The following is a 16,887-nucleotide window of genomic DNA, read 5'->3' on the forward strand; positions in this document are numbered from 1 at the left end:
GGAGGAGCCTCTATGAGCAATATCGAACTGTCCGTCAAGGATCTGAGCGTATACTATGGGGAGAAGCAAGCGGTAAAAAGTGTCTCTCTAGACTTTGAAGCTAAACAAGTAACGGCGTTAATCGGTCCGTCCGGCTGCGGTAAATCGACATTTCTCCGCAGTTTGAACCGGATGAACGACCTCATTAGCGGTGCGAAAATTACCGGGGAAATATGGATTGGCGACGAGAATATCAATGATCCCAAAACCGACGTAGTGCTGCTGCGCCAAAAAATTGGGATGGTCTGGCAAAAACCAAACCCGTTCCATAAATCGATCTACGAGAATATTGCTTTTGGTCCACGCTATCACGGGATCAAGGATAAGAAGAAGCTGGATCAGATCGTCGAGGAATCTTTGACAAAAGCTGCTCTTTGGGACGAGACGAAGGACAGGCTGCACCGTTCTGCCCTTTCGTTGTCCGGCGGGCAGCAGCAGCGGCTGTGCATCGCCAGATCGATTGCGGTCAGCCCGAGCATCATTCTGATGGATGAGCCGGCCTCCGCGCTTGACCCGGTATCCAGCTCCAAGATCGAAGAGCTGATCGCCGATTTGAAGCAGGAATATTGCATTATTATCGTAACCCATAACATGCACCAAGCGGCACGGGTCTCGGAGAAGACGGCATTTTTCCTTATGGGGGAAGTCGTCGAGTTTGATGATACGGATAAAATTTTCACGAATCCGAAGGAAAAGAGAACAGACGACTACATTTCCGGAAGATTCGGATAATGACCGAGAAAACAAATAAAACGTAAAAAGGCAGGCGGGTAAAGTATCCCGGCCTGTCTTTTTTGAAGCAAATGATGCATGTTCAATTTCCTTTCCTGTCCGGTGTTCATTAACATAAATTGGCGGATCCGGAGTTGTTCGAGTACAATAGATATAAGGTCTAATATTCATCTATTTGTAGGATAGACTAAATAACGGACATTTCCTTATGAGCGAGAACCGGACAGGCCGTCTCATTTCTGCCCGGTTCTTTCTGGTTCATTACTTTCGGCGCTTTGCGGCTACAGCAGGCTGATCACAAGCAGTTCATACAGAACTAAAGGGAGTATGACATTGTTGAAGTAGGAGGCGCCGAACAATCCGCGGCTGTATGGAGTATAGCCGTATTCTCCAGATCCGTAAGGAGTTGGGGGCGGATATCCAGGTGAACCATAAGGGGTTGGGACAGGAGGACCTGGATAGCCTGGTTGTTGGCCATAATTCCAATATTGTTCCGGATACCCCTGCTGGGAGTAGCCCCCGTACTGGCCTTGGCCGTAGTTATACGGTCCGTATGGCGGCGGATCCGGGTCCTTGCCGGTCTGCTGGCCAGGGATGGCGAGGAATAACAGGCCGCCGTCCGTGTGGGACAATACGCCTTCGTATGTGATCCCTTCAACCGTCTGGACGCGAACGGGACGATTCGCATGCTGCTTGCAGATTTTATGCAGATGATCCTTCATGCTTTTCATCGTTTGAACGGCACTCGGATTGGCTTGATAGACCACTTGCTTCGTTTCACTTGACGACATCGTTTTAACCTCCACTAATCATGCAAAGTGCTTTCTGCTGACATCCTATGCTATAGCCCAAACGGAGGTGCGTGATATTTTTCTTGAAACGGATGCAATGGCTTGGTAACATATTTATCGTTCGATATGGAATGGAAGCATTGGTTTGAATTGAGGAGACTTTCTAATGAATGTGCTAGAGTGGATTGAGCTCATGTTCAAGCAGTACGGATATTTGGTATTGCTGATTGGACTTCCTATAGATTTTATCGCCTTGCCGCTGCCGCCGGGTCAGACGACGCTAACCTTTACGGGGTATTTAGCCTATAAAGGCGTGTTCGGATGGATTCCGGCGATGGCGGTGGCTTTTACTGGAGCGGCTATCGGAATCACGATTACCTATTGGATTGGATACAAGGTAGGGGCACCGCTGGTAGAACGCTACGGAAAATGGATATTTCTTAAGCCTTCTCAAATTGAGAAAACGAGACATACCTACGACCGGTATGGCAATAAAATGCTGCTGATTAGCTTTTTTGTGCCGGGGGTCCGGCAATTTTTCGGTTATTTCGTGGGAATTATCCGGATTCCCTTTCCGACATTCGCGATATACGCTTACACTGGGGCAGCGATCTGGGTATTTGTCTTCGTAAGCATCGGTTATATATTCGGCGAGCAGTGGCAGCACATATTCACTCTAGTGGAAAATTACTTGAAGTACATATGCACGGGCGCTGGGGCTTTGCTCATTTTCTGGTTCATTTGGAAGTGGCGGAGGCTGCGTTTAAGGGAGACAAAGCCCGAGAAAGAAACAGGGTAAGTTCCGTCCCGCCGGAATTTCGGGGAACGGTTATAGAAGGCTGTTGTCATCCAAGCCTAGGCAAATAAAGGTGCAAGGTAAATTTACTTTGGCGCCTTTTTTTTCTTGTGGACAAGTTTCTTTGATTCCAAGCCGGGCACTCTGTTATCATATAAAGATATTCGTAGTTGGACGGAATAAAATTTAACTTGATTTTAATAGGAAGGAACAGGGGAATGAGCTTTCAGTTGACGACCAGGGTCATCAAATTGCTTTGCGGCAAGGCTAGTTTTGAGCAAGGGAATATCTACGTTCAAGCTGGACGGGTGTACTTGAACCATACCGATCCTGAAGCTGCAGCGTATACAGCGACGGTACGGGGCAATGAGAGCTACAGCGTCAGGATCGCCATCGATAGCGACGGTGATGTGAAGGCTGACTGCTCATGTCCTGTGTATGGGAATAGCGATCATTATTGCGGCCATGTTGCCGCGGTATTAATTGCAGTTCACGATCTTAAGCATGATGGGGCAAAGCCCGTCCGTACCTACAGCTTAACCGCGAAACTGGACGAGGCCGGCGGACGCGGACTGCGTGCAGGAAATACTGTTGGCGCGAGAATATCAGGGATGGCAAATATGACGCCGAGATTCAGACGCGATTCAATGGCTGTGCGCGATACGGGGATGACCAAGGGCATATTGAAGATATTTGATGACAGGCAGCAGGGACGATTTGTCCGTACGAATCATTTGGCGGATTTGAAGACGCCGCTTGAGGTTGAAATTATTTGTAAACTGCATCCTTACCGCTCTCAGAAGCATTTATTCGGCATAGAGCTCAAGGTTGGTACGAAGCGGTTATATATTGTGCAAAAGATCCGCGAATTCCTCGATTGCGTCGAACGCGGAGAGCCTTATGAATTTTCCAAGCATTTCACTTATGTGCCGGAGCTTCATTACTTTCAGCCACAGGACGATGTCGTCATCCGCCAGCTGCAGCAAATTTGCCGCAACGAGCGGATGTATCAGGAGACGAATTCCAAGCTGGGCTCTTATTCGGCGTACGACAGGCTGATCAGCGATGACCGACTGCTGCTTGTTCCGCCGTTCGCCTGGGATGCGCTGCAGCCCTTGCTGTCGGGGAATTCCGCGGTACACATTATGCGGGAGCAGCAAAGGACGCATGCGTTCGAAATTTCAAACGACAGGATTCCGCTTCAATTCGAGTTCGATGCGTATGAATCGGGAGGATACCAGCTGCGGATCGAAGGGCTGGATGAGCTGATCGTCTTGGAGGCGTATGGGCTTGTGCTGGCCGGCGATAAGCTGATCCCGCTGCCTGCCGAGCAATGCAGCCGTTTGTCCGAGCTGAAGCATATGCTGTATTACTCGCGAAGTCAGGAAATATATATTGCGGCAGAGCAGATGGAGCCGTTCATCGAGAAGGTCGTTCCCGGCCTCAGGAAGCTGGGCGTCGTTCAGATGAGCAAAGCAATTTCGGGGCAAATCGTCCATGCAGCGCTGACGGCCCGGCTTTATTTGGACCGGGTGAGAGATCGGCTGCTGGCTGGACTTGAGTTCCAATACGGAGACATCGTCTTTAATCCGTTAGCGCCTCATGACGAGCGGCGCGGCGAGAGCCGCATCATTATGCGGGACGGCGACAAGGAAGCGCAGATTTTAAGCCTGATGGAGACCGGGTTGTTCGCGCAAACGGAGAGCGGCTATTTTCTGGACGATGAGGATGACGAATACGAGTTTCTGTATCGTGTTCTGCCGGAGCTGGAGAAGCTGGTCCATGTGTATGCGACCTCGGCGGTCAAGGCCAGGCTGTATACGGAGCATGAGCCGCCGCAAATTCGCATCGATGTGGATGAGCGAACGGACTGGCTCGAATTCAAGTTCGAGATGCAGGGCATTCCCGAGGCGGAGATCAAAAATATTCTCAGTGCCCTTGAGGAGAAACGCAAATATTACCGGATGCCGGACGGCGCCCTGCTGCCGCTGGAGAGTAGCGAATTCCAGGAAATGGTTAAGCTCATGAACGAGGTGGGTATCCGTCAGTTCGATTTAAATGGTACGGAAATCCGGTTGCCAGCTGTCCGTGGATTGCATTTCATGAATTATGCGGGAACGGGCAATAACGTAAAGCTGGGCAAGTCGCTGCGGCGCCTGCTGGATCATATGCGGAATCCGGATCATCTGGATTTTCCCGTACCAGAGCAGCTCGATGCCGTTCTGCGGGATTATCAGAAATACGGCTACCAATGGATGAAGACGCTGGCGCATTACCGGTTCGGCGGGATATTGGCCGATGATATGGGGCTGGGCAAAACGCTGCAAAGTATCGCCTTCATCGTCTCGGTGCTCCCGGAAATCCGCCAGCAGGATCTCCCGGCTCTAATTGTTGCGCCGGCTTCCCTTATGTACAATTGGGAGAATGAGCTCAGAAAATTCGCTCCGGACATCAAGGCGGTCATCGTGGACGGCAGCCGGACGGAACGGGGCCGGGCGATGCGAAATTCCTCTAATATCGACGTTATCATTACGTCCTACCCGCTATTGAGGAGAGACGTTGATCTATACGAGGGAAGGTCGTTCCATACGCTCGTACTGGATGAGGCGCAGGCCTTTAAAAATCACACGACCCAGACGGCACAGGCCGTAAAGTCGATTTACGCCAAATACCGGTTTGCGCTGACCGGAACCCCGATCGAGAATTCGCTGGAGGAGCTATGGTCGATTTTTGAGGCGGTGTTTCCGGATCTGTTCCCGGGGCGGAAGGAATTTAATGAATTGTCCCGGGAGACGATAGCCCGCCGAATTCGTCCGTTTCTGCTCCGCCGCCTAAAAAGCGATGTGTTGAAGGAGCTGCCGGAGAAGATCGAGACGCTGCAGGCCTCCGAGCTGCTTCCCGAGCAGAAGAAGCTGTACCTGGCCTATTTGGCCAAGCTGCAGCAGGAGACACTGAAAAATCTGGATCAGGATGATTTCAAGCGGAACCGGATAAAAATTTTGGCCGGCCTGACCCGGCTGCGCCAGCTCTGCTGCCATCCCGGGTTGTTCGTGGAGGACTATAACGGGAGCTCAGCGAAATTTGAGCAGCTGCTCGAAATCGTAGAGGAATGCCGGAGCGCGGGCAAACGGATGCTCATCTTCTCGCAGTTCACGGAAATGCTAGGCATGATCGGCCGGGAACTGGGATATGAAGGCGTACCGTTCTTCTACCTGGATGGCAGTACGCCGGCAGCGGAACGCGTAGAGCTCTGCAACCGGTTCAACGACGGGGAGAAGGACGTGTTCCTGATTTCCCTAAAGGCCGGCGGCACAGGGCTCAATCTGACCGGGGCGGACACTGTTATTTTGTACGATCTGTGGTGGAACCCTGCGGTGGAGGAGCAGGCGGCCGACCGGGCGCACCGGATGGGGCAGAAAAAAGTGGTTCACGTCATTCGCCTGGTCACGCAGGGGACCGTTGAGGATAAAATGTACGAGCTGCAGCAGAAGAAGAAAAATCTGATCGATGAGGTCATTCAGCCGGGGCAGGAGACGCTGTCCTCGTTGACGGAGGAAGAAATTCGCGAGATTCTGATGATCTAGCGAAAATAAAACAACCATGCACCCGCGAGGGAGCATGGTTGTTTGCTTAGTTCAGGTTATTTCTTGGATATGGCTTCACTGGCAGCGACCAGCTCGCTTTGCTCCTGAGTCATATTGTTCACGGCGCTGAACAGCGCTTTGACCGAGGAGGTCATAATATCGACATCGATGCCGCAGCCCCAATGGACTTTGCCATCCGGCGCCGTAATGCCAACATAGGATACCGCTTGGGAGCTGGAGCCCACTTCAAGCGCATGCTCCTTGTAGACCAGGTTGCTGTAGCTGACGCCAAGCTTCGATTGCAGGGCGTTGCTGATCGCGTCGAGCCGCCCGTTGCCGGCACCGTTGATTTCCTGGATTTCACCATTTTGCTTGACTGTAATCGTCGTTTCGTAATCATCGTGCTGCGAGAAGCGGTAGTTCAGGAATTCGACAGGCGACTGGATGTTGACGTAGACCTCTTTAAAAATATCGTAAATTTCGTTCGCCACCAGTTCCTTCGCCAGCCGGTCGGAGACGTTCTTGACCCGGTAGCCGAAATCCTCGCGCATTTTCGGCGGGAGATCCAGGCCGTAGTGCTGCTCCAGCAAATAACCGATGCCGCCCTTGCCGGACTGGCTGTTGATGCGGATGACATCTCCTTCGTATTCGCGCCCGATATCCTTCGGATCGATCGGCAGATAAGGAACCGTCCAATGCTCGCAGTCATGCTCCTCGCGCCATTTCATGCCTTTGGCGATCGCGTCCTGGTGGGATCCGGAGAAAGCGGCGAATACGAGCTTGCCCGCATACGGCTGTCTTTCGTTCACTTTCATTTTGGTCATGCGCTCGTACACTTCGATGATTTCCGGGATGTTCTCGAAATTCAGCTTCGGATCAACCCCGTGGGAGTACATGTTCAAAGCCAGGGTTACAATATCCACGTTCCCTGTCCGCTCCCCGTTGCCGAATAGCGTTCCTTCAACGCGCTGGCCGCCAGCAAGCAGGGCCAGCTCCGTATCGGCGATTCCGGTTCCACGGTCGTTATGGGGATGTAAGGACAGGATGACGTTATCCCGGTATTTCAAATGATCGCTCATGTATTCGATTTGGCTGGCATAGACGTGCGACATCGACATGGAGACTGTCGCCGGCAGGTTGATAATGACCTTGTTGTCTGCGGTCGGCTGCCATACGTCTAGCACGGCATTACAGATCTCAAGCGCAAAATCGATCTCGGTGCCGGTGAAGCTCTCCGGCGAGTACTGGAATTTGAAATTGCCTTCGGTTTCTGCCGCATATTTTTTCAGAAGCTCGGCTCCGGTCACCGCGATATCGATGATTTCCTGCTTGGATTTCCGGAATACCTGCTCGCGCTGGGCTACGGAGGTGGAATTGTACAAATGTACGACCGCTTGTTTTGCACCTTTCAGTGATTCGAACGTTTTCTGAATGATATGCTCTCTGGACTGGGTCAGCACTTGAATTGTTACGTCGTCGGGAATGAGATCCTGCTCGATCAGCGTACGCAGGAAGGTGTATTCCGTCTCGGAGGCTGCAGGGAAGCCAACCTCGATTTCTTTAAAGCCCAGCTTGACGAGCACTTGGAAAAACTCTAGCTTCTCCTCCAGATTCATCGGTACGACCAGAGCTTGGTTTCCGTCGCGCAGGTCGACGCTGCACCAGGTAGGGGCTTCAGTAATGTACTCTTTTTGCGTCCATTTCAGGCTCGTTTGCGGAGGCAAGAAATAACCTCTGGTGTATTTTTTGAAATTTTTCATAGCAATGACCACCTTTCCCTCGTATCGGATCTTCATTAATTTACAACTTGTTTGTATTTGGAATATAAAAAAAGCCTTCCATCTCCATAAATACTTAGAGACGAAAGGCTGTTGTCAGCTTACGCGGTACCACTCTGATTCATACCTTGCGGTATGCACTCTGCCGGATACGGGCTGCGCACTCGAATGAGACACGGCCTTATATCCTCCTACTGTAACGGTTAGGCTCCGGCTCCACCTACTTTAATACAATTTCAGCGAGCTACTTCAAGGTGAGTTCGGATTTGGCTTGCGACTGTTTTGCACCGGCCAACAGCTCTCTGGGCGCCTGCGTCAATCCTACTATTCCTCTTCAACGTATTTGAATATTGACGTTAGTTTACTACAACGCTGCGAGGGAATCAAGATATTTTTTACATGGCTTGGCCATTTTTTTGCTATAGGCTGTTTGGCCGTTCTAATTTATGGGACGAAGGAGCGTACGACTTGAACGGTTGCGGATCTATAGCTCCCTTTGTAATAAGCGTAAATTTTGGTCGTGCCGGCTTTGAGTCCAACGAGATCGCCATTCTCGTCGTAATCGGCAATTTCCGGGTTATCGCTTCTGAACGTGGTCAGATGGGTGATGTCTGTTCTCTTGGAGGTCGAGTAGTCGTAAATATACGTCCTTGTGTCCAGTTTGTCTCCGATAGACAGCGAATATTCGGTGGAGTCCAGATTGAAGTCAGTTGGTTCGAGTTCATCTGAATCCTCGGGCAGTACGATCACCGGCAGGGTCGTTTGAAGGCCTTGATAGCTTGCAACCAGACGCGTACTGCCCGGCTCGATTCCCGTTACCCGGCCCAGGCCGTCAACCGATGCAATCGACGGATCTTCGATCTGATATTGCGCGGCAGCCGAAAGTGTATTCGTATATCCATCCGAATAAACTGCTTGAATAACGGTAGGGGCAGTATGGCCTGCGAGCACTTTTTTCTCGGATTCCACAAAAGAGATCTTTGTCAGCGTCCGCTCTCCGGGCGAAGCAGTTTCCTGCGGCTTAGGCAGCTTGCTCAGTTGGGCTTTGTAAATGTCGCCGCGTTTGATCGTGCCCGTTACGATGAACCCGCCGTCCAGAGCTGCCGCTCCTTCGCCATGACTAGAGAGCGTTGGTCCCTCGTATAGATAATCGCCCAGCACCTGCCCTTCATGGTTGACTGTTAGTATGGCATATTGCCTCCTAACGTTCGGGTAGTCCCCTTTGGTATTAGCTCCGAGCAGGGCGTAGCCGTACTCGGCGGGAACCAGCTTGCTGTACGTCCTGATCCCTAAGGAATATTCCGAGGGATAAGCTTTTTCCCATAACATGCTGCCGCTAGCGTCGATTTTGGCCAGCATATTTGCGGCCTTACCGAATGCCGTTTTGCGATACCCGATCAGATAACCGCCGTCCTTGGCCGGGATAAGGGTGTGGGCGAGAAAGGTTGCCGTCTTATCCTGGTACTGCTTGTTCCATTCCATATTTCCTCGGGGATCCAGCTTGATGATGAGCAGCGCATTCTGGACATCCCCGGTTTCATAGCTCTGTCTCGTAATGCTGCCTACCGCGAGAAAGCCGCCGTCCGAAGTCTGAACGAGATCATATAAATCCTGGTCGTCCCCGAACCCATATTTCTTATACCACAGCTGCTCGCCCTCGGTAGTGGTTCTAAGGACAAAGGCGGAATAAATGCCGGCACTGGTCGCGCCAAACCCGGTAACGGCATACCCGCCGTCCGCTGTCTCTATGACCGAGAGCGGGTTGTTATAGTAGTAAGAGTCATCATAGGTGTTCTCCCATTGAATGCGGCCTTGGGCATCCAGCTTCACCAAGTAGATTACGCTATAAGGCTTGCCGCTGTAATCCGTAATCGTTCCTGCTACCAAGTAACCGCCGTCTTGTGTTTCTATGGCATTTCTTGCCTGATCATTCGAGGAGTAGTTAATTTTCGTCTCCCATTCCGTGCTGCCTTCCGAATCAGTCTTCACGATGTAAGCCAGAGTTTCCAGATACCCCCATGAGCCAGGCTCCGAAATATCGCCCAACAACAAATATCCCCCGTCGGATGTGGCAATGACTCCTTTGCCGGAAGACTGGGCTCCGTAGTCCCTGGACCACTCCATAACGGTCTGTTCCGTACCGGATGCTGCATAACTATGCTGTGTGAAGCCGGGGAGCCCGCCTGCGACGGACAATAACATGACCAGGACAGTAAAACATAAGCTTGAGCTGCGGATCAGAGATTTCAACAATTCTTCCACTCCTCTCATTTTTAAAAAACAAGGTATGTACATTATGATGATAAAACAGAATACAATTAATCCCACAAAGAGCATATATTCCTATGAATATGTATTTATTTTTCTTTTATGGTAGATCGTTAGGTTATGAAACTTTGGGAGGGGGATGAAATGGGACGGAGGAAGAGAGCTTACTTCAGGCATGAGCAGAAGGTCATGTTTAAAATTATTTTTTTATCGGAATATGTCGAAAGGAGTAATCTGATAAAAAGAGCTTGACTTCTAACTAGCAATTTAATATACTTAAATAGTCGTTTGCGGGGTCTTAGCTCAGCTGGGAGAGCGCTTCGCTGGCAGCGAAGAGGTCAGGGGTTCGATCCCCCTAGACTCCATACGAAGAAGAAGGTTAGCCACTTTGGCTAGCCTTTTTTGTTTGTATGGAGTTCGGTTGGGCCGAACCCATGGGTTCAGACCGCGCTCCCTAGACGCCATAACTCAGAGGGCGTTCCGTATGGAGCAGCCTCTTCTGCATGTATAGGTCACTTCATCGTGTAGGCACACCAGACAAGGGCATCATATATATTGATCATCAAATAATAATTAACAGGTGTTGCGGCGTTCCTCAACTATGTTTGCCACATGGATGATTGGATCGGTTTCAGATTGCAAACAAACTCCCTTGTTCCAAGGCGGAATTTAGGAGTTTGTCTGCAAACTGAAGCGCTTTAATAAGCGCTTTTTTTAATACAATTCAATTCACTTAGAGGATAAAAGTGTTTGGATCATTTATTGAAATATAATTGTCTGTCTTTGGTATAGGAATGATTTAAATATATTTGCAGCAATTTGCTCTTCTAATTGAAGTGCATGCCCATAAATATTCATTGTTGTTCTAAATGTTTGCGTGTCCAAGTCGAATTAAAGAGTACGTTATTACTAGCTGGCAAGAAGAAATGTTATGTATTTACGAATTTTGTATTTTAGTATATCAACATCAAAAAAGTCCAAAGGTACCTTTTCTGAACCGGAGAATTCCTTGTCACAAAATAGATCAGATATGCCTTCACCGAAAGGGCCTTGGAATATTAACGTTGAGTTTACAGATTGGCTGCTTTTAAGAACTCTATGTTTTATCTTTTTGGACATGGTATAAAACGAGCCAGAAGTAATAGTTGTATCGAACATTAATTGAAGTGTTTGAGTGCCCATTTTTCTTAAAATGTGACCTGACTCACCTGGATTCGGAGGAAACGTTCGATAATAATGCAATGATTCACCAGTTCCATTTTGAGAGGAAAAAGTTTGGAAAGTGAGTTCACCTGTTAAAACTCTGGAGCTGAAATCCCAGGGATGATTATGAATATGCTCAATATGTGAAATTTTATATTCCGGCCACCAGATGTGAAGCCTTATTTTGTATTCAGGAGATTTAGACTCGATCAATACAATTTTGTCAAAGCCGTTTATATGCGTATAGGATCGTTTGGAAATCTCAAGAAGCATTTGTGGGTCTTCTAGTAAGGAATTGAGTAGCAACAATATTTGTTCCTTTGAACTTATAGGTTCAAGAATGGCTTTAGTTTGTTCTAAGATTTTATTGGTATCGTTATAGTTGTTTGCGATCCATGATTTTACTTCCGTCAAATTGTTAAACATAGCTAACCTCCATTAATTAGGAATAGAATGAGAAAATCCTTTATCTGTTAAATATCTATTTATGCTTGCTTTAGCCACAGGAGTGAACGTAACATCGCTTTTGTTCATTAAATGATGCAGATTTTCTAGGGAGATCCATTGAATATCCTCTGTATTATCACCTTCAGTTAAAAGAGTTCCATCAGCGCTGCATAGAAAAATAATCCCCATTGAATCCACTTTTCCTTTGGTTGTTTGATAAACTATATAGGGAGTCATACATTCAACGGTTACATTATTGTGTGATGTAATTATTTGTTGGTCTAGATTCTGAATAAATGTAACCTTTAGCCCAGTTTCTTCATAGATTTCTCGTTTAAGACCATCAACCATAGATTCAAATTCTTCGAGGCGTCCTCCGGGCAATTCAAAACTTATTTCCTCGTCTGGCTTATTTCTTTTTTGGATAATAATTTCAGTGGTACCGTTTGCCGTCCTTTCAATGATTCCGCGGACATTGACCCACATATCCCATATCTCCCTCTACTTTTTTGAATTTATTTAGTAAACATTTTCTGGTTGATGTTAAACAAATGATGATTCCTGTATTCCTGCGGCGATTGCCCAAAGTGTTTTTTAAATATAACCCCAAATTGTGAAATAGTTAAATATCCAACTTTGATTGTAATGTCCCCGATTGAATAATTTTCGTTGAGTAGCAGTTCTTTCGCTCTATCCATTCTAATTTTTTGCAAGTGCTGCATGGGTGAAATACCTAAAACTTTTTTGTATGTATTACTTAAGTAAACCGGATTGCAGCCAATGAGTTCTGCCAGTGTGTTTAGGGTAATCGGTTGCTCAAAATATTTTCTTATGTACCTGTTAATCTTTATCAGTCTAGGGTCGATTTTATTATTTTTGTTTAATTGTGTTTTTACTAAATGATTGATGCATTCATTATTAATAAGCTCTGCCAGTTGTTGCTCTATTTGCTGATTATTGAAAGGTGGTGTTTGCGAAAAGCAAAAGTCAATTATCTTAGCAGCAAGTAACTGTTGACCCAAATCCTGAAAACTTAAAGGGGTATTGGGTTCGATTAAATAATTCAATTCATTAGAGAAAATAACTGCCCTGACGGATACCTGTTTTTCGCTAGTGTTGATCATCTTGATCTGTCCACGAATCGCTAAACTGTTGCACGAAATGCTCTTTTCTCTATTTTGAAATTCAATAACTTCACTCCCGACCACTAAAATAATTCTGCTGGAATCATTTATGAGTAACGATTGGCCGTGGGGAATGATAATAGAGGAAATGGTAGAAAAGGAAGAAACCAACCATAACACCCCCCCGATAATATTATTTGATATTCAATATAATCAAAATGTAAGCGTAAATCAATTTTCAAAAATACAGTTATTATCAATTATTACATAAAATATTGTTAAAGAATGTCGATGATGATAGATTGTTTTTAGACGTTTTCGGAGTAATCATTTTCTAGTCAAGCGAGTTTCTTTTGGGAGGTTTTTTAGTTGAGCTTAACATTAAAGGACATTGGGGAAAAAAAATTAATCAGTTCTACCATAAAACCATTATTTAACCCAGGAAATAATCCAGACCTGTCTGGAGACGACTGTGCGGTAATCCGTGTTCCAAAGAGCAATCATTCCATAAGCTTGTCAACGGATCGTGTTCCAGCTGATTTAATAAGCTTCAAGCTTGGTATTATTGACTATTATGGGTTGGGATATTACCTAGCGGTGCTCAATATTAGCGATGTGTATGCAAGCGGTTCCAAACCTGTAGGGCTGCTCTTGAATCTGGCATTTCCTGATGATTTCAAAGTCAAAGATTTTGATCAGATTCTATTGGGTATTAAGAATGCTTGTGACGAGTATCGCTGCAATGTCATTGGCGGAGACTTAAGTCATTCTATAGAAATGAGCTTAAGTGCTACTTCAGTGGGGGTTTCTGAAAGTAGCAGGACCATCTATAGATCTGGAGCCAAGGTCGGGCATTTAGTTTATTGTTCAGACTACCTGGGTTTAACGTCAACCGCTTTCCACTATTATTTACAAGCTAAACCGAAGGGATTGAGATTGTCCGAGGAAGAAGAAAGCGTTTTGGCAAATCAGTTTCGAAATCCGAGAGCAAGAGCAACATTTTCGGAAGCGCTATCAAAACATGGTGAGTGCGTAACTGCAATGGATAACACAGACGGGGCTGCGCAAAGTTATCTTGAAATCGCAGAGATTAACAATCTTGGGATTACACTGGATGTTGATCAATTGAAAATTCACGAAATATCATACAAGGTTGCCAACTATATTAATAAAGATATTGTTGAAGTAGCACTCGGTAGCGGGGCTGATTTTCAACTTCTTGGCACCATTGATCCTCAAACTTATGAGGAGCATAAAGATCAATTGGATAGTACAGGGATGGTCATCGTCGGAAGATGCATAGCCGGTGAAGGAATCCATTTGAAAAGAGATGGACAAGTGAATCCGTTTGAAATTAAAGGTTGGGATTATTTTAGTAACGGTGTCTTAGGAGAATCATTGTCATGATATTGACGGGAAAAGAAATTGAAAAGCAGGTTTCTCACAAAAATATAATTATTGAACCCTTTGATCCGAGTTGTATTAACCCCAACAGCTATAATTACAAACTAGGTGATCAGATTATTGAATTGAGTAGAGATGTCTCTCTTTTAAATGCAATGAGCCAGGACGATTATCAGGAGATCCCGAAGGAAGGTTTTCTTTTGAAGCCTGGTCAAGTGTATCTTGCAAGCACTCATGAAATCATTGGCAGTAATAAATTTGTAACATCTCTTATCGGGCGATCATCTGTAGGGAGGCTTGGTCTATATTTGCAAATATCAGCAGATCTAGGGAATCTGGGGCCGGCTCATAAGTGGACTCTAGAGTTGGTGTGTGTTCAACCAATTAAGGTGTACCCTCGAATGAAAGTCGGCCAAGTTAGTTTTTGGAAGCCTTATGGAGATATCAATGAATATAATGGTCAGTATACTTCCTACCACAAGCCTCAGATATGTTTATTTGACAGCTTACATAAAATTGGCAGTGATACGCTTGATAATAAAATGAGGGGGAATGACGCTTGATACTTACTGGTCCAGAAATTGAAAAACAATATAAACTAAATAGAATTACCATTAACCCTTTTCACCAATCACATGTGAATCCGAATAGCTATAACTTTCGTTTAGGTCCAGTATTAAAGTGCTATGTCAACGAAGTGCTAGACCCTAAATTCCCCCAAGAAACAATAGATATTCCCGTAGAGGACACTGGTACTATATTACTGCCGAATAAGATCTATTTGGGGCATACATTGGAAGTGATGGGGAGTGACCATTACGTCCCCATTATTAGGGCTAGGTCTTCCGTTGCGAGACTAGGATTATTCGTTCATGTAACTGCTGATTTAATTGACATTGGTTCGCATAACCAATGGACATTGCAGTTGCACGCCGTTCAACCGGTTAAAGTATTTCCAAATATGTTAATTGGACAAGTTACATTTTGGGAACCACTAGGGGAGATAGAATTATATAAAGGCAAATACCAAGGACTTATGGGACCGCAGCCGTCTCAGATTTACCATGATTTTGAAGAGGAAATCGTTGTATGATACTTGCAGATGTCGACATTTTAAAATTAATCCGCAGTAAAGAGCTTATTGTAACTGAATTCCGAGAACAAAACTTGAGACCGAACGGAATTAGAGTTCATTTGTCAAACGAAGTGATTACTTATGCAAGCGATCAAGTAGTAGACTTGAGAAATAGTGTTGAAGTATCAACAATAAAGCTTCAAATTGATGAAGACCAGGGTTACATATTAAAACCTAATGAGTTTATCCTCATGGCCACGAAGGAACAGATTCTAACTCCGAAAAATATCATTGGATACTTAGAAGGCAGGAGCACAATCGCAAGGCTCGGGCTCTCAATCCATTGTACATCCGGAGTTATAGATAATATGTATGGAGAGAAGAGAAGCATTGTGCTTGAGATCAAGAACACAGGTCCTTTATCAGTAAGACTGTACCCGAATGCTCCCATTGGTATGTTGATGTTTCATCAACTCACAAACGACGTTCAACAAGCCGCACAATCTCAGTATAAGAATCAGGATTCAGTTCAGGGGCCAAATTTAAGATTCACAAACGGGGGTTAATTGAATGGATAAAATTATACTCACGGGTGGGGGAACTTCCGGACATGTTACGCCCAACCTCTCCTTGCTGCCGAGTCTGTTGGACAGTGGGTGGGAAATTCATTATTTTGGAACTCAAAACGGGATTGAAAGTAAAATTGTTCCAAGACAATTCGTTACCTATCATTCAATTAAAGCTGGAAAGTGGAGAAGGTATTTTGATTGGAAGAACTTTATTGATCCGATTAATGTTTTGATTGGAATTATGCAGGCCACGGTACAGATAAGGAAAATTAAGCCGAGAGTGATTTTCTCTAAAGGCGGTTATGTGTCAGTGCCTGTTGTCATTGCAGGATGGTTAAATAGAGTGCCTGTAATTGCGCATGAGTCGGATTTAACTCCTGGTTTAGCGAATAGAATATCCACGCCATTTGTACATCAACTTTGTACCTCATTTGAAGAAACGCTTAACTTTCTTCCCTCGACCAAATCACTGCATGTAGGTTCTCCTATCCGGGAAGATCTCCTGAATGGCGACCGTGAAACGGGGCTTAGACTGTGCGGATTTAATGATCAAAAGCCGATCGTTTTGATTCTTGGCGGCAGCCTCGGATCAGTGAAGTTAAATAAATGTGTTCGGGATACTTTGCCTGTTCTGTTAGAAAATTTTCAAATCGTTCACTTATGCGGTAAAGGTAAAATGGACAATGAGTGGATTGGCATAGAAGGATACAAACAATTCGAATATGTGGATAAAGAGATGTCTCACATTTATAAAATTACAGATATTGCAGTCGCACGGTCCGGATCCAATTCCATATTCGAGTTCTTGCGTCTTAGAATCCCCAGCTTGTTAATTCCACTTCCCAAAACCGCTAGCAGAGGTGACCAGATCATCAATGCTGCAACATTTGAAAGATTAGGCTATAGTAAAACATTACTTGAAGAACATATCACGAACGAAATCTTTGTGAAAGAACTTTTTGAGGTGTATAAGAAACGTAACGATTATATTGAAAATATGAAAAAAGCTGCAGTGCCAGATGGCAAGAGTAACATTTTGCATATCTTAAAAAAGTATAAAAGCGAGGTGTGAGCTGA

General features: G+C 45.9%; 13 protein-coding genes, 1 tRNA gene, 1 pseudogene and 1 other annotated feature. Of the genes and pseudogenes, 9 read left to right on the forward strand and 6 right to left on the reverse strand.

Annotated elements, in window-relative coordinates:
* The first annotated feature begins 12 nt into the window (after positions 1 to 12).
* Complete coding sequence (gene pstB / locus QNH46_RS08995) at positions 13 to 771, forward strand: phosphate ABC transporter ATP-binding protein PstB (RefSeq protein WP_283927795.1); 759 nt, start codon at positions 13 to 15, stop codon at positions 769 to 771.
* 281 nt (positions 772 to 1,052) lie between these two features.
* Here pstB and QNH46_RS24580 read toward each other — a convergent pair.
* Positions 1,053 to 1,136 (reverse strand): annotated as a pseudogene (locus QNH46_RS24580) (acetyl-CoA acetyltransferase); the annotation flags it as partial.
* 592 nt (positions 1,137 to 1,728) lie between these two features.
* Here QNH46_RS24580 and QNH46_RS09005 point away from each other — a divergent pair.
* Together QNH46_RS09005 and QNH46_RS09010 are read left to right on the forward strand one after the other, a co-directional pair.
* Positions 1,729 to 2,361: a DedA family protein gene (locus QNH46_RS09005; protein WP_283927797.1), complete on the forward strand. Its 633-nt coding sequence runs from the start codon at positions 1,729 to 1,731 to the stop codon at positions 2,359 to 2,361.
* Positions 2,362 to 2,576: 215 nt separating this feature from the next.
* Positions 2,577 to 5,942: a DEAD/DEAH box helicase gene (locus QNH46_RS09010; RefSeq protein ID WP_283927798.1), complete on the forward strand. Its 3,366-nt coding sequence runs from the start codon at positions 2,577 to 2,579 to the stop codon at positions 5,940 to 5,942.
* 56 nt (positions 5,943 to 5,998) lie between these two features.
* Here QNH46_RS09010 and QNH46_RS09015 read toward each other — a convergent pair whose 3' ends face one another.
* On the reverse strand, positions 5,999 to 7,702 hold the full coding sequence (locus QNH46_RS09015) for a 2-isopropylmalate synthase (protein ID WP_283927799.1): 1,704 nt from the start codon (positions 7,700 to 7,702) through the stop codon (positions 5,999 to 6,001).
* Positions 7,703 to 7,795: 93 nt separating this feature from the next.
* Positions 7,796 to 8,067: a binding site (T-box leader), on the reverse strand.
* A gap of 97 nt (positions 8,068 to 8,164) precedes the next feature.
* Complete coding sequence (locus QNH46_RS09020; RefSeq protein WP_283927800.1) at positions 8,165 to 9,973, reverse strand: hypothetical protein; 1,809 nt, start codon at positions 9,971 to 9,973, stop codon at positions 8,165 to 8,167.
* A 307-nt stretch (positions 9,974 to 10,280) separates the two neighbouring features.
* Here QNH46_RS09020 and QNH46_RS09025 point away from each other — a divergent pair.
* A tRNA-Ala gene (locus QNH46_RS09025) sits at positions 10,281 to 10,353 on the forward strand.
* Between the two features lie 544 nt (positions 10,354 to 10,897).
* On the opposite strand, the gene QNH46_RS09030 is transcribed toward QNH46_RS09025, so the two are convergent.
* Genes QNH46_RS09030 through QNH46_RS09040 form a run of 3 tightly spaced genes read right to left on the reverse strand, consistent with a single transcriptional unit; the run spans position 10,898 to position 12,933 of the window.
* The gene (locus QNH46_RS09030) at positions 10,898 to 11,617 is read right to left on the reverse strand and encodes a hypothetical protein (RefSeq protein ID WP_283927801.1); all 720 of its coding nucleotides are present in this window, start codon (positions 11,615 to 11,617) and stop codon (positions 10,898 to 10,900) included.
* 12 nt (positions 11,618 to 11,629) lie between these two features.
* Complete coding sequence (locus tag QNH46_RS09035) at positions 11,630 to 12,124, reverse strand: NUDIX hydrolase (protein WP_283927802.1); 495 nt, start codon at positions 12,122 to 12,124, stop codon at positions 11,630 to 11,632.
* A gap of 29 nt (positions 12,125 to 12,153) precedes the next feature.
* Complete coding sequence (locus tag QNH46_RS09040) at positions 12,154 to 12,933, reverse strand: helix-turn-helix transcriptional regulator (protein WP_283927803.1); 780 nt, start codon at positions 12,931 to 12,933, stop codon at positions 12,154 to 12,156.
* A gap of 198 nt (positions 12,934 to 13,131) precedes the next feature.
* Between QNH46_RS09040 and thiL the strand changes: the two genes are divergently transcribed.
* Genes thiL through murG form a run of 5 tightly spaced genes read left to right on the forward strand, consistent with a single transcriptional unit; the run spans position 13,132 to position 16,882 of the window.
* Positions 13,132 to 14,169: a thiamine-phosphate kinase gene (gene thiL, locus QNH46_RS09045; protein WP_283927804.1), complete on the forward strand. Its 1,038-nt coding sequence runs from the start codon at positions 13,132 to 13,134 to the stop codon at positions 14,167 to 14,169.
* Positions 14,166 to 14,729, forward strand: coding sequence for a dCTP deaminase (locus QNH46_RS09050; protein WP_283927805.1), 564 nt, complete (start codon positions 14,166 to 14,168; stop codon positions 14,727 to 14,729). Before thiL ends, QNH46_RS09050 begins: the two co-directional genes overlap by 4 nt.
* Positions 14,726 to 15,259: a dCTP deaminase gene (locus QNH46_RS09055; protein ID WP_283927806.1), complete on the forward strand. Its 534-nt coding sequence runs from the start codon at positions 14,726 to 14,728 to the stop codon at positions 15,257 to 15,259. The genes QNH46_RS09050 and QNH46_RS09055 overlap by 4 nt, the downstream gene beginning before the upstream one ends.
* The gene (dcd, locus tag QNH46_RS09060) at positions 15,256 to 15,807 is read left to right on the forward strand and encodes a dCTP deaminase (protein WP_283927807.1); all 552 of its coding nucleotides are present in this window, start codon (positions 15,256 to 15,258) and stop codon (positions 15,805 to 15,807) included. Before QNH46_RS09055 ends, dcd begins: the two co-directional genes overlap by 4 nt.
* Before the next feature lie 4 nt (positions 15,808 to 15,811).
* Positions 15,812 to 16,882 carry an undecaprenyldiphospho-muramoylpentapeptide beta-N-acetylglucosaminyltransferase gene (gene murG, locus QNH46_RS09065; RefSeq protein WP_283927808.1) on the forward strand — a complete coding sequence of 357 codons (1,071 nt, stop codon included), beginning with the start codon at positions 15,812 to 15,814 and terminating at the stop codon, positions 16,880 to 16,882.
* Positions 16,883 to 16,887: the final 5 nt, after the last annotated feature.

This window comes from Paenibacillus woosongensis, from assembly GCF_030122845.1.
In the GTDB taxonomy this organism is placed as follows: Bacteria; Bacillota; Bacilli; order Paenibacillales; family Paenibacillaceae; genus Fontibacillus; species Fontibacillus woosongensis_A.

What these genes read in the sequence shown, in the direction of transcription:
- QNH46_RS09005 (WP_283927797.1), top strand. Translation starts at nt 1,729, where the DNA reads ATGAATGTGCTAGAGTGGATTGAGCTCATGTTCAAGCAGTACGGATAT.
- QNH46_RS09015 (WP_283927799.1), bottom strand. Translation starts at nt 7,702, where the DNA reads ATGAAAAATTTCAAAAAATACACCAGAGGTTATTTCTTGCCTCCGCAA.
- murG (WP_283927808.1), top strand. Translation starts at nt 15,812, where the DNA reads ATGGATAAAATTATACTCACGGGTGGGGGAACTTCCGGACATGTTACG.
- QNH46_RS09050 (WP_283927805.1), top strand. Translation starts at nt 14,166, where the DNA reads ATGATATTGACGGGAAAAGAAATTGAAAAGCAGGTTTCTCACAAAAAT.
- QNH46_RS09010 (WP_283927798.1), top strand. Translation starts at nt 2,577, where the DNA reads ATGAGCTTTCAGTTGACGACCAGGGTCATCAAATTGCTTTGCGGCAAG.
- QNH46_RS09030 (WP_283927801.1), bottom strand. Translation starts at nt 11,617, where the DNA reads ATGTTTAACAATTTGACGGAAGTAAAATCATGGATCGCAAACAACTAT.
- QNH46_RS09035 (WP_283927802.1), bottom strand. Translation starts at nt 12,124, where the DNA reads ATGTGGGTCAATGTCCGCGGAATCATTGAAAGGACGGCAAACGGTACC.
- dcd (WP_283927807.1), top strand. Translation starts at nt 15,256, where the DNA reads ATGATACTTGCAGATGTCGACATTTTAAAATTAATCCGCAGTAAAGAG.
- pstB (WP_283927795.1), top strand. Translation starts at nt 13, where the DNA reads ATGAGCAATATCGAACTGTCCGTCAAGGATCTGAGCGTATACTATGGG.